The organism is Pseudomonas sp. O230 (assembly GCF_045447035.1).
Taxonomy (GTDB): Bacteria; Pseudomonadota; Gammaproteobacteria; order Pseudomonadales; family Pseudomonadaceae; genus Aquipseudomonas.
The window spans coordinates 44,104-56,953 of sequence record NZ_JBJGXN010000017.1; the positions used below are offsets into that span (position 1 = coordinate 44,104).

Annotated in this window: 10 protein-coding genes; 8 read left to right on the top strand and 2 right to left on the bottom strand. The window is 56.9% G+C overall.

Translation table 11 applies throughout. The features are described 5' to 3' along the window. Positions 1–12: 12 nt before the first annotated feature. The 8 genes from ACI77H_RS29105 (at position 13) to ACI77H_RS29140 (ending at position 9,731) form a co-directional block, all read left to right on the top strand. Positions 13–1,401: an alginate export family protein gene (locus ACI77H_RS29105; RefSeq protein ID WP_407015333.1), complete on the top strand. Its 1,389-nt coding sequence runs from the start codon at positions 13–15 to the stop codon at positions 1,399–1,401. Positions 1,402–1,484: 83 nt separating this feature from the next. Beyond that, positions 1,485–2,999, top strand: a complete 1,515-nt coding sequence (gene algG / locus ACI77H_RS29110) for a mannuronan 5-epimerase AlgG (RefSeq protein ID WP_407015306.1) — start codon at positions 1,485–1,487, stop codon at positions 2,997–2,999. A gap of 11 nt (positions 3,000–3,010) precedes the next feature. Further along, entirely contained in the window at positions 3,011–4,408 is a 1,398-nt protein-coding gene (locus ACI77H_RS29115; RefSeq protein ID WP_407015308.1) for an alginate O-acetyltransferase AlgX-related protein, read from the top strand. After that, positions 4,408–5,496, top strand: a complete 1,089-nt coding sequence (locus ACI77H_RS29120) for a mannuronate-specific alginate lyase (RefSeq protein WP_407015309.1) — start codon at positions 4,408–4,410, stop codon at positions 5,494–5,496. Before ACI77H_RS29115 ends, ACI77H_RS29120 begins: the two co-directional genes overlap by 1 nt. Before the next feature lie 116 nt (positions 5,497–5,612). Further along, positions 5,613–7,034 carry a mannose-1-phosphate guanylyltransferase/mannose-6-phosphate isomerase gene (locus ACI77H_RS29125; RefSeq protein WP_407015310.1) on the top strand — a complete coding sequence of 474 codons (1,422 nt, stop codon included), beginning with the start codon at positions 5,613–5,615 and terminating at the stop codon, positions 7,032–7,034. A 184-nt stretch (positions 7,035–7,218) separates the two neighbouring features. Continuing rightward, complete coding sequence (locus ACI77H_RS29130) at positions 7,219–7,437, top strand: PLD nuclease N-terminal domain-containing protein (RefSeq protein WP_407015311.1); 219 nt, start codon at positions 7,219–7,221, stop codon at positions 7,435–7,437. Between the two features lie 575 nt (positions 7,438–8,012). Beyond that, the gene (locus ACI77H_RS29135) at positions 8,013–8,303 is read left to right on the top strand and encodes a fructose-bisphosphate aldolase (protein WP_407015312.1); all 291 of its coding nucleotides are present in this window, start codon (positions 8,013–8,015) and stop codon (positions 8,301–8,303) included. 558 nt (positions 8,304–8,861) lie between these two features. After that, on the top strand, positions 8,862–9,731 hold the full coding sequence (locus tag ACI77H_RS29140) for a GyrI-like domain-containing protein (protein WP_407015313.1): 870 nt from the start codon (positions 8,862–8,864) through the stop codon (positions 9,729–9,731). A gap of 498 nt (positions 9,732–10,229) precedes the next feature. Here ACI77H_RS29140 and ACI77H_RS29145 read toward each other — a convergent pair whose 3' ends face one another. Together ACI77H_RS29145 and ACI77H_RS29150 are read right to left on the bottom strand one after the other, a co-directional pair. Beyond that, complete coding sequence (locus ACI77H_RS29145; protein ID WP_348131587.1) at positions 10,230–11,321, bottom strand: alkene reductase; 1,092 nt, start codon at positions 11,319–11,321, stop codon at positions 10,230–10,232. 118 nt (positions 11,322–11,439) lie between these two features. Further along, positions 11,440–12,807, bottom strand: a complete 1,368-nt coding sequence (locus ACI77H_RS29150) for an aspartate aminotransferase family protein (protein ID WP_407015314.1) — start codon at positions 12,805–12,807, stop codon at positions 11,440–11,442. Positions 12,808–12,850: the final 43 nt, after the last annotated feature.

Genomic DNA, 12,850 nt, shown 5'->3' on the forward strand with positions numbered 1-12,850 from the left:
GGAGCTTCGCTGATGTGCAGCGCCGGCCTGGTGCTGGCGGCGGAAGGGGCGCCGAAAAATTTCGGCCTGGATGTGAAGATTACCGGTGAGTCGCAGGACGACCGGGACCTGGGCACGGCCCCCGGTGGGACTCTCAACGATATCGGCCTCGACTTGCGCCCCTGGGCCTTCGGCCAATGGGGCAACTGGAGCGCCTATACGATGGCGCAGGCGGTGGCGGCGACCGACACCATTGACACCGATACGGTGAACAACGGTACCGACCAGAACAACACCCGCAAAGCGGATGACAGCTACCTCGCGCTTCGCGAGTTCTGGGTCGATTATTCGGGCATCACGGCCTATCCGGGCGAACATCTGCGCTTGGGACGCCAGCGTCTGCGAGAAGACAGTGGCGAGTGGATGGACTCCAACATCGAAGCGCTCAACTGGACCTTCGAAACCACACTGCTGCGCACCCACCTCGGCGCCGCCCAACGCTTTTCCGACTATCGCACCGACTTCGACGACCTGGCGCCCGAAGATGAAGACCGCTCCCATGTCTTCGCCGACATCTCAACGCAATGGACGCCCAATAACTGGGTAGGCCTGCGTGTCCATCACTCAGAGGACAGCGGCAGCCTGCCCAATCCCGGCGAACAGGTCGATACACTCGACAAGACCAACACCGGCAGCCTGACCTGGGTCGGTCTCGAAGCGAACGGTGACGGCTACAACTATCGCTCGACGATGCCGCTCAATTACTGGGCCAGCGCAACCTGGCTGACTGGCGATCGCGACAACCTCACCAGCGTGATCAGCCCTGCCGGCGATCGAGTCGCGACGGGCCACACCAGTGGCGACGTCAACGCCTGGGCCGCAGACCTTGGCTTGCGCTGGAACATCGATGAAAGCTGGCGCCTCGGTGCTGCCGCCGCCCGCGGCGACGGCGGCGGTAACGATCAGGAAAATCAATTTCAGCAAACCGGCCTGCAGAGCAACCGCTCCAACTTCACCGGCACCCGTTCACGCGTACACCGCTTCGGCGAAGCCTTTCGCGGTGAACTGAGCAACCTCCAGGCGGCGACGCTGTTCGGCTCCTGGCAGATGCGCGAGGACTACGACGCCAGCCTCGTCTACCACCGCTTCTGGCGGGTCGACGACAAGGAGCAAACCGGCGACGACGGGATCGTCAATGCAGCGCTGGTGGACGGCGAGAAAGACCTGGGCCAGGAAGTCGACCTGGTCATGACCAAGTACTTCAAACAAGGCCTGTTGCCCGCGAGCATGGTGGATTGGGTCGACGAACCCTCGGCACTGATCCGCTTGCGTCTGGGCGTGTTCTTCCCCGGTGACGCCTACGCCAATGACACCGATTCGAGCATGCACCGGGCGTTCATTGATTTCGTCTGGAAAATCTAGGAACCGGTGGTTGCCCGCGGTGACGCCATCGCGGGCAACGGCACATTGAACACACCAGGCTGCATTTTTGATGAGTGAGACTTATGGACCGTGTCGTCAAGATAGGACTGTTGCTCGCCGCCATGCTGTTGATGCAGACGGCAGGCGCCACAGCGGGTGACATCCTGATACCGCGCTACACCATCAGCGAGGCGCCAGGGAAACCATTGCTGATCAAGGAACCGAAAATGCCCGACCTGTCCGGCTATACCGCCGAGGCAGTCGCCGCGAAGATTGCCTACAAGCCCGCCGGCCGTGCCTTGATCCAGCCGATGATCAAGGAAAACGCGCTCGACGAGTTTATCGGCGGCGAGGATCGCTTCAAGGAATGGGTGGTGCGCCAGAAGCAAATGCCCGTGGCGATCTTCATCGATCGCGGCTACATGAGCCTGACGCAACTGGCGCGCAGCCTGCCACAGTCCGCCTTGCGCGAAACCGCGCCTGGGGTGTTCCTCGCGCGCCTGCCGATCGTCATTCGTCCCGGCGGGACACTGCATATCGACAAGTCGGTCAAGGAATTGCGCTTGTCCCAGGACGGCGGTTCCTTCCTGGTCAATGACGGCAAGCTGTTCATTACCGACACCAAGGTCAGCGCCTGGAGCGAGAAAGACAACAGCCCGGCCTGGTTCAAAAAAGAGGAAACGTTTCGGCCGTTCCTCATCTCCTGGGGCGGCACCGAGACCTACATCGTCAACAGCACCATCACCAGTTTCGGCTACACCGAGAGCAAGAGCTACGGGGTGAGTATTTCCCAGTACAGCCCGAGCATGGCACCGAAGATGAAGCGCAAAAAACCGACCGGCTGGCTGATCAATTCGCAGTTCGTCGACAACTATTTCGGCTTCTATTGCTACGAGGCCGACGACGTGGTGATTCTGCGCAACACCTTTCGCGCAAACATCGTGTATGGCATCGACCCGCACGACCGTTCGCGCCGGCTGATCATTGCCCATAACGATGTCTTCGATACCCACAAGAAGCACGGCATCATCCTTTCGCGAGAGGTCAACGACAGCTGGATCATCTACAACCGCACCTACAACAATCAGCTGTCCGGCATCGTCCTGGACCGTTCCAGCGTCAACAACCTGCTGGCCTATAACGAAACCTACAAAAACCGCTCCGACGGCATCACCCTGTATGAGAGCGGCAATAACCTGATGTGGCGCAACCGTGCGGCGGACAATGACCGGCACGGCATCCGGGTACGCAACAGCACCGGCGTGCGGCTTTATGAAAACGAACTGATGGCCAATGCCCTGACCGGGATCTATGGCCACATCAAGGACTTGCGTGGCAGCGACCGCGATCTGAAGGAGGACCCCTACGAAGAAAAACTGTCGCTCACCGTCGTCGGCGGCAAGCTGATCGGCAACGGTTCCAGCCCCATCGCTGTGTTTTCACCCACGCGCCTGGAACTCTATGACTTGACCTTTCTGGCGCCACAGAAACAGGACGGCCTGGCCTTCACCGGTTTGCTGGGTGAGGTTCAGAGCGACTTGATGGACATCCTCCTGCGCCGCCATGCCGCCGCGCTGATTCTGCCCGTGACACTGTGAGGAGCCTGCCGATGAACACCCTTCATGGATTTGCCGCTGTGACCTTGCTGTCCATGTCGATGGGGGCACAGGCGCAGCCGCATTACACGGCCGAGGCCTGTTGCCAGCTGTGCCCGCAAGCGGCGCAGGCAACCTATTACGAACCACCGGAGCTGAAAAACTACGCGACGCTGGTGGAGGCCAAGGACCAGTGGCTGTTTCGCACCCGCAGTGATTTTCGCACCGACTTTGGCCTCGACGAGAGCGGTTACAACACCCTCAAGCGCCTGCGCGACGGGCTCGCCCAGCGCGGGGTCGAACTGGTGCTGGTGATGCCGCCCAGTCGCGGCTTGCTGCACGCCGACCGCCTGACGCCGCTGGAACTGGCCAGCTTCGATCAGGCCAGCGCCCGGCAGAACTACCTGCAAACCCTGGTCCGGGTGCGCGGCCTGGGTATTGTGGCCCCGGACTTTACTCCCCTGTTGAGTGAGCCACAGCCCGCCGGGCAGTCCTTCTACTTCAAGGGCGACCACAACTGGACACCCTATGGCGCCGACCGCAGCGCCCAATTGGTGGCCCAGACGCTCAAAGGCAACGATGTGCTCAAGGCGTTGCCGCATCAGCTCTTCGCCAGCCAACCGGCGGGCCTGCTCGGACGCTCGGGCACGCTGCAAAAAGCCGCCGCACAAATCTGTGGCAACGGCTATGCGGCGCAGTATGTCACCCGTTACCAAACCCACGCCCAGGGCGATTCCAAGGGCCCGGCCAAGGTCGCGTTGATCGGCACCAGCGCCAGCAGCGAGCTGTTCAACTTTGCCGGTTTCCTCGAACAATATCTGGAAACTCCAGTCCGCAACTTCAGCGTACCGGGCGGTGGCTACGATGATTCGTTGATCGCCTACTTGCTCGGCGACGACTTCCAGAACGCCCCGCCGACGGTGCTGGTGTGGGAAACCGACAATCTCGACAACCTCGGCAAATCCAGTTTCTCCCGGCAGGCGATGGCGGCGCTGAGCGATGGCTGCGACAACCAGGCCCCCCTGCTCAAAAGCCAGGCGACCCTGCACGGCGGGCGCAATCAGGTGTTGTTCAACGGCGGCGGCGGCAACGTGTACCCGATCAAGGGCAATCGTTATCTGGTCGACCTCACGTTTTCTGATCCCGGCGTACGCCTGCTGAACGCGACTCTGACCTACCTGAACGGTCGCCAGGAAAACCTCAGCTTGAGCCGTTCGCCGACGGTCAGTACCCAGGGCCGCTTCGCCTTCGAACTGCGCGGCGACGGGGACTGGGTCGATCAGACTTTTCTGTCCATGGACGTGCAACCACCGCCGGAAATGACCTCCGGAACGCTCTCGACCCGCTTGTGTGTCAAGCCGGTCATCACCGCCGCACCTTCCCTGCGCACCGCGCAGACGGAGCAGAACTGATGCGTCAGGCGCACTGGGCCGCCGTTGGCGTGGCCTTCATTCTGATGGGGCCTATCGTGCAGGCGTGCGCTCAACTTCGCCCGCCGCAGGGCTATTACGCGCCGGCCATAGAAAAAAAAGGCGACGCGCCGGACTGCCCCGCGACGCCCAAACCCTACACCGGAGACCTGATGATCCCCAGTAAATACGAGGGCTCGGGCAAGGCGCGGGATCAGCTCAACGCCGAATCCAACAAACGCTACAAAGAAATGTCAGGCGATATCAACGAACTGGAAAAAGGCGTCAACAAACAAGTCGCCGCCTATTTACGGGTCGGCCGTCCCGGTCATGTGGACTGCACCTTGAGTTGGCTGGGCGATTGGGCCAAGGCGCAGGCGCTGCTGAGTACCACTTACACCCACACCGGCAAGTCGATGCGCAAATGGGCGCTGGGCAGTATTTCTTCGGCGTATTTACGACTCAAGTTTTCGCGTTCGCAACCACTGAGGGGCCGCGAGGCGCAGACCCGGCCGATCGAGGCCTGGATCGGCAAGGTTGCCGAACAGGTGGTGCGCGACTGGCGTGACCAACCGCTGGACCGCCTCAACAATCACCAGTATTGGGCGGCCTGGTCGGTCATGGCGGCCTCGGTGGTGGTCGACCGGCGCGACCTGTTCGACTGGTCGGTCGCGCAGTTTCGCATCGGCGCGTCCCAGGTCGATTCAGACGGTTATCTGCCCAACGAACTGGGCCGCGACACCCGCGCGCTGGCCTACCACAACTACGCGATGGGGCCGCTGATGATGATCGCCTCCTTCGCCCAAACCAACGGCGTCGACCTGCGCGAAGAAAACCATGGCGCCATGCGGCGTCTGGCGGCGCGGGTGGAAGAAGGCATCAAGGATCCTGGCTTGTTTGAACGCAAGACCGGCTACAAGCAAGCACTCGAGGACCTCAACGAGGATGGCAAGTTTGCCTGGCTGGAACCGTACTGCGCGCTGTACGCCTGCTCGGCGCAAACCAACCGCTGGCGCGAATCGGTCGAACCGATGAAAAACTATCGCTTGGGCGGCGACATCACCCAGCTGTTTGCTGACCAAAAGGAATAAAGGCATCAGCCGATGCGGCCACTCTGAATTGAGCTCGTGTTTCAAATAATGGAAGGCAGTCCTTCGCTGTTCGAAGCGCCTTCATATCGAATGATGAAGGTGCGGGAGGCAAGAAAATGATTCCAGTCATTCTGTCCGGCGGCAGTGGTTCACGGTTGTGGCCGCTGTCGCGCAAGTTGTACCCCAAACAGTTCCTGAGCCTGGCCGGCGAAGGATCGCTATTCCAGCAAACCCTGCAGCGCCTGGAATTCGAGGGTATTGGCAAGCCGATCGTGGTGTGCAATCAGGAGCATCGCTTTCTCGTCAACGAACAACTCGCCGCCATCGGCTGCACGCCGCAGGCGATCCTGCTCGAACCCTTCGGTCGCAACACCGCACCGGCGGTGGCATTAGCAGCCCTCAAACTGATCGCCGAAGGCCGCGATGAGCTCATGCTGGTGCTGCCTGCCGACCATGTGATCGGCGACGTTCCCGCCTTGCGCGCCACATTGGGAATCGCGCAGGAGGAAGCGCTCAAAGGCAATCTCGTGCTGTTCGGCATTCCGGCGCTGCGTCCGGAAACCGGCTTTGGGTACATCAAGGCCGATTGCAGCGATGCCGACGCCAGCGCCTTCAAGGTCGAGCAATTTATCGAAAAACCCGACGCGCCAACCGCCGCCGAATTTGTCCGCTCCGGCGAATACTTCTGGAACAGCGGCATGTTCCTGTTCCGTGCCAGCCGCTACCTCGAAGAACTGCGCACTCACGAACCGGACATGTACGACACCTGCGTGATGGCCCTGGAACGCAGCCCCAGCAACGAAGGCGTGACCAGCATCGATCGCGTCACCTTTGAATGCTGCCCGGACAATTCCATCGATTACGCGGTGATGGAGCACACCAGCCGCGCCTGGGTCGTACCGCTCAGCGCCGGCTGGAGTGACGTCGGTTGCTGGTCTTCGCTGTGGGATGTGCACGAAAAGGACACCGATGGCAACGTGTTCAAAGGCGATGTCGTCAGCTACAACAGCCGCAGCTGCTTCGTACATGGCAGCAGCAAACTGGTGACCCTGCTCGGAGTGGAAAACCTGGTCGTGATAGAAACCGAGGACGCACTGATGGTCGCAAACCGCGACAACGTGCAAGACGTGAAAAAACTGGTGAATGCGCTCGACGCCAAGGGTCGCTCGGAAACCCAGAACAACTGCGCGGTGTATCGTCCCTGGGGCAGTTACCACTCGGTGGACAACGGCATCCGCCACCAGGTCAAACACATCACCGTCAAACCGGGCGCGCAACTGTCCCTGCAAATGCACCACCACCGCGCCGAACACTGGATCGTCGTCTCCGGCACCGCCCAGGTGACGTGCAACGACAAGGTGTTTCTGCTGACGGAAAACCAGTCCACCTACATTCCGATTGCTTCGGTGCATCGGCTGGCCAATCCCGGGAAAATTCCGTTGGAAGTGATTGAAGTGCAGTCCGGGAGTTATTTGGGTGAGGACGATATTCAGCGCTTGGAAGATGTGTATGGGAGGAATCAGCAGGTCAATAATTAAGCCCGCCTGGCGTTCTTATAGTGAGGGCACGACACGCTCCCCCTGTGGGAGCGAGACCGGCTTGCCGACCTACTCGTTAGCTGACCCATCAGCAAGTCATCCACAACACCCGGGAAGTCTCAAAAATTAATGAACCCCACCACCCGCTGCCCACCTAACTGTAAAACCATCAGGAGGGTAACCCGTGCAAACAGAAACCATCTGGATCGTAATCGCCGCAGTTCTCGTGCTGGTTGAGCTATGGGCAATCAACAAAGTGCGCAAAGCCGAAGGCAAATCCAGCAACAAACTCGTATGGATGGTGGTGATCGTGTTTGTGCCGCTGTTGGGGCTGATCGCGTGGGCAGTGGCCGGCCCGAAACACACCGATCACAATCCGCATTCGCCGCAGGCTGGACAATGATGTCGGGGGAGCCGCGATAGCAGTTTGGAAAACACCCCAGTTTGAAATGACAAAGCCCCAATGATTGGGGCTTCGTCGTTTCTGGCCACTCGACTTCAAAACTGAAGTCCGAAAATTTCGTAGGAATTTACCCTTTGTGGCGAGGGGATTTATCCCCGCTGGGCTGCGAAGCGGCCCCAAAACCTGCACCCCATTTCCCAAGGCACTCCGCATGTCCCGAATCACCGTGACAAGCCGGAAAACAGTGGCATTCAGCCTTGCCGCAACAACCGCGAAAGCGTCCTACAGCCCGGTTGTGAGCGCCAAAATGGGCGCCTATAGTTCGGCCAGTCGCAGATACAAGTCAGCGACTGGGGTTTCGCAGCCCTTAAGATACGTGTAGAACGCAGCACCATAAATGGAATGACGGTCGCAACAGTGTCCGAAACCCGTTTTATGGTGGCTGTGTGTGGGAGACCTTCGGGTCTGCCGGGCTCCTCGTATCCTTGGTCTGCGAACCCGCACACAGCTACCACCCAATTCGTTTCGCAGCGAACGGCGGCAGCTCTTCTTTCAAATACGAGGAAGATTTATCTATGCCAATGAACAATCCGTCTCACAGCTTCACACCCATGTCCCAATTCGCCACCGACTACCCCGTCCTCCTCATCGACAGCGACGCCCCCCTCCGCGAACTGCACAACTGCGTCAGCGAACGCCTCAACGCCGTCCTCAAATACCTCAACCTCATGGCCTGCACCAGCCTGCCGGACTACGCCGAAAACGACATCAACACCGTCACCAACATCGCCTTGATCCTGCTCCGGGATGTCGGCGATGTGTTTCGAGTGATTGAGCAGCGTGGGTTTGATACGTCCAAAGGTTAATGACCGAATTCAAAGCAAAAAAACCCGCGTGTGATGCGGGTTTTTATTACCTCATAGCGACTCAGCTGGAAGAGCTTCAATAACCTAATAGAAACGCCATTTGGGCTATGCCTATCCTCTACCTCGATACTTTTGGCACAAGTATTCACTCAGCTTTCCGCTTTCTCGACAGCCCGAAGATAATGGCTGCTTACATCGCAGAAACCATCAAGGCCGGTGACACAGCATTAAATCAAAAAGGTGACAGACCTATTTATTAAATAGATCTGTCACCTTTTTTCCTTAATCCCCCCATTAACGGGGTAATTGCACTGACTTGACCACCCGTTTGCATTCGACCTGACCAGTCATTTGCATCGGACTTGACCAGCACGCTTCGTAACCATGACCAGCAGAGAACGGCCAGAAGTGGACACCTGAAATACCCCCGACCTTTACATCGCCTTGGAAGAGATCGTATTGGCTAACTCAAAACGTGCCTTGAGCAAACGCGGCTAGGCGCGTTCACGCCGCTATAGTCGACTCTATTGCCGACCGTACCTCCAGGAGCTTTTTCCAGTGTCTGACATGCCGACCAATTTCGCTTACACAAAACGCTTCAACGCCGTACTCGCCTACATTGATGCCAATCTTGAAGGTGACCTGTCGGTGAAGACGTTGAGCCATGTGGCGAACTTTTCGGCGTTTCACTTCCATCGACAATTCACCGCGTTCGTAGGAGTGCCTGTCTCACGTTATGTGCAACTGATGCGACTACGACGCGCGGCACATAGACTAGCCGCCCTCGCTGATCACTCGGTACTGGACGCCGCACTCGATGCCGGCTTTGAAAGCCCCGAGGCATTTTGCAGGGCGTTCAGGCGGGCGTTCGGTATGTCGCCGAGTGCGTTCAGGAAGGAACCGAACTGGCAGGTCTGGAATGCGGTATTCGCAATCCCTCACTTTTCCAGGACTATCATCATGCAAGTACGAATCATAGATTTCCCTGAAGTCAAGGTAGCAGCGCTTGAGCACTGCGGACCAGCCGGGCTCGTCAATGAGAGCGTGCGCACGTTCATCGAGTGGCGTATGCAGAGCGGACAGTCGCCGGTGGCATCGAGTCGCACCTTTGGCATTCCCTATAGCAACCCCGATACGACACCTCCACAAGCATTCCGCTTCGCAATCTGCGGCGAGATTCACGAGGCCGTGGCGCCGAATGAGTTCGGCGTGCACGAGATCGTCATTCCTGCCGGTCGCTACGTCGTGGTGCGACACGCGGGGTCACCGGATCACATCGGCGAAACAATCTATCCGATTTACCGCGATTGGCTTCCTGCCAGTGGTGAGGAACTTCGTGACCAGCCGCTATTCTTCAATTACCTGAGCGTCCATCCTGAGACACCACAGGATCAATGGCAAACAGATGTGTATGTTCCGCTGCAATAGCGGAGCAAGTAGCTTTCGAGCCAAACTGATCATTCGTGACAGGCAAAAAACGGCCAATTTCTGCCTGTCGCGACCGACTGAAAACGACCCATAGCTGCCTGTCGCCTAGGGCTCCAGTCGACCCAAAGCTGCCCTTCGTGAAGAATAGCTTTCGGCCGATATGAGCTCTCCAGAATCGTCAGTTGTCGACAGAGGATTCCGAGCTCATTCAGTTCCGTTCAAGCCGCTGTCGCAGGTCAGAAGACGTCGTTTCCAAGGGGTTACCTTCTGCATCATTTCGTCCTTCCCTGTACGTTCGTCCGCTATTTCGAGGATGCTGAACCCGAAATTTTGTTCAAAGTCTTTGTGACACTCGGCGTGCAGAGTTCGTATGCGGAAGTCCCCAGGATGAGGTTTCATAAATATATGTTCCTCCGAAATATCTCAGATATTTCTCAGGCTACGCCAATACGGAAACTATTATTTCAAGCCTGAAAAGTAGCTTTGCTGGTTGTTAACTTATAGCGCTGGGTAATCCGTATACCCTTCGGCCCCACCACAATAAAATGTAGAACTGTCTGGTTCATTCAATGGAGCATTCAGTCGAAAACGCTCGGGGAGATCTGGATTCGCGAGAAAAAGCCTTCCAAAAGCAACAGCGTCTGCAATGTCTTCACACAACAGTTTATCTGCTCTTTCGGCAGTGTAGTGGCTGCAGAAAAACAGGCTTCCTGTGAAGTTTTTCCTGATTTCCTGTCTGAATGTATCAGTCAGCGGTTCTCCTCCTGCCCAATCTGGTTCAGCAATATGCAGATAGGCCAACCCGCGCTGGCTAAACGCACGGGCCAAATACTCAGTCATTTCTTCAGCATCAGTATCTTGAATTTCATTGAAGATGCCGTTAGGGGTTAAGCGCACGCCTATACGTCCGGCACCATATATGGAAGTCGCTGCATCAATGACTTCGAGCAAGATTCGCGCCCTATTCTCCAGGCTGCCTCCGTAGATGTCATTACGATGGTTGGTATTGGTTGATAAAAATTGGTTTAGTAAATAGCCGTTGCCCGAGTGGATTTCAATAGCATCAAACCCCGCGCGCTTGGCTCGAATTGCAGCATTGGTGTAATCATTCACAATGCCCGGAATTTCGTCGAGAGTTAAAGCTCTTGGGCCATCGCACAAGACTCGTTCAAAACCTCCATCTTTCGGTATTCTCGAAGTTGACTCTGTGACTGGAACGGCGGAGGGCGCAACGGGTAGTGTTTCGCCCGGCTGCAGCTTGCTGTGAGAAATGCGACCGACATGCCAGAGTTGCAGCGCAATCTTACCGTCGTTGGCATGCACGCCATCAACTACTCGTTTCCAGGCGGCTTCATGTTGGTCGGTATAAATACCAGGCGTATTCAAATATCCTTGCCCTTGCTGTGAGATTTGCGTTGCCTCGGTAATAATAAGTCCCGCACTAGCACGTTGTGCGTAATATTCAGCATTTAGCTCAGTCGGAGAAAAATCTTCTCCTGCCCGCATGCGAGTTAGCGGCGCCATAATAATGCGATTTTTAAGGGTAAGATCACCACTTTGTAACGGGCTGAACAGTTTTTTATATTTCATAGGAGTTCTCATTTTCTTGAAGGTGAAAAAGTTTATTAAAGTTGATTGTGCGTATCAGAGAGAAAGGTGCGTTATCTCAGCGTGCTATAAAGTACAGCCCGCACTAATCTTTAATTATTCAAACAAGAACTTCTTTATAGGTGAGGTCCAGGCACAGACGCGCCTTCGCTATCAGCTCGTCGATTTCGGATTTGCTGATCACCAGCGGTGGTGCGATTACCATGGTCTCCCCGACTGCGCGCATGATCAGGCCATTGTTGAAACAATGGTTGCGGCAAATCATGCCCACCCCATTGGACTCGAAACGTTCGCGTGTGTGCTTGTTCTTCACCAACTCGATCGCTCCGAGCATTCCCAACCCTCGTATTTCACCCACGAGTGGATGGTCCTCCAGTTCGCGCAAACGCTTTTGCAGATAGGGAGCCGTTTCTTCCCGAACGCGCTCAAGAATCTTTTCGTCGCGGATGATCCGTATGTTTTCCAGTGCCACTGCCGCCGATACAGGGTGCCCGGAGTAGGTGAAACCATGATAGAAATCACCTCCCTCGTTAAGCACCTCGGCCACTTTGTCGCTGACGATCAAGCCGCCCATGGGGATGTAACCAGAGGTCAGCCCCTTTGCGATTGTCATAAAATCAGGGCTGATGCCGTAATAGTCGCTACCGAACCATTCGCCGGTACGACCAAAACCACAGACCACCTCATCGGCGGTGAACAGGATGTCGTATTTGGCGAGAATCTCGCGAATCCTTGGCCAGTAAGTGTCAGGCGCAATGATCACGCCACCCGCCCCCTGGATAGGCTCGGCAACAAAGGCCGCGACGTTATCAATACCGATCTCGAGTATTTTCTTTTCCAACTGGTCCGCGGCCCAAGTGCCGAATTCGTCGGCGCTCATATCGCCACCTTCGCCGAACCAGTACGGCTGTGCGATGTGCACGATGTCCGGAATCATCCCACCTTGGTCATGCATAGCTTTCATGCCACCCAAGCTCGCGCCGGCCACGGTGGAGCCGTGGTAGCCGTTCAAACGACCGATGATGACCTTCTTCTCTGGTTGGCCTTTGACCGCCCAGTAGTGACGAACCATGCGCACCATGGTGTCGTTCGCTTCCGAGCCGGAGCCAGTAAAGAACACATGGTTCATATGCGCAGGAGCCAACTCTGCAATGACCTTTGCCAATTCCAGCACCGGCGGGTGTGCCGTCATGAAGAAGGTGTTGTAGTAAGGGAGTACGTTCATCTGATGACTGGCAGCTTTTGCCAACTCGTCTCGACCATAACCGATGGCTACGCACCAAAGCCCGGCCATGGCATCAAGGATCTTATTGCCCTCGCTGTCCCATAGATACACGCCGTTGGCCTCGGTGATTATCCGCGCGCCGGTTTGTTTCAACTGTTTATAGTCGCTGAACGGTGCCAAGTGATGCTTGTCGCTTAGCGCCTGCCATTCCAGAGTCTTGGGGGTATGCACGGTTTTGTTCATGGCTGTCTCCTGAAAGTGTTCTATTGGTCCGGGTTGCTGAAAC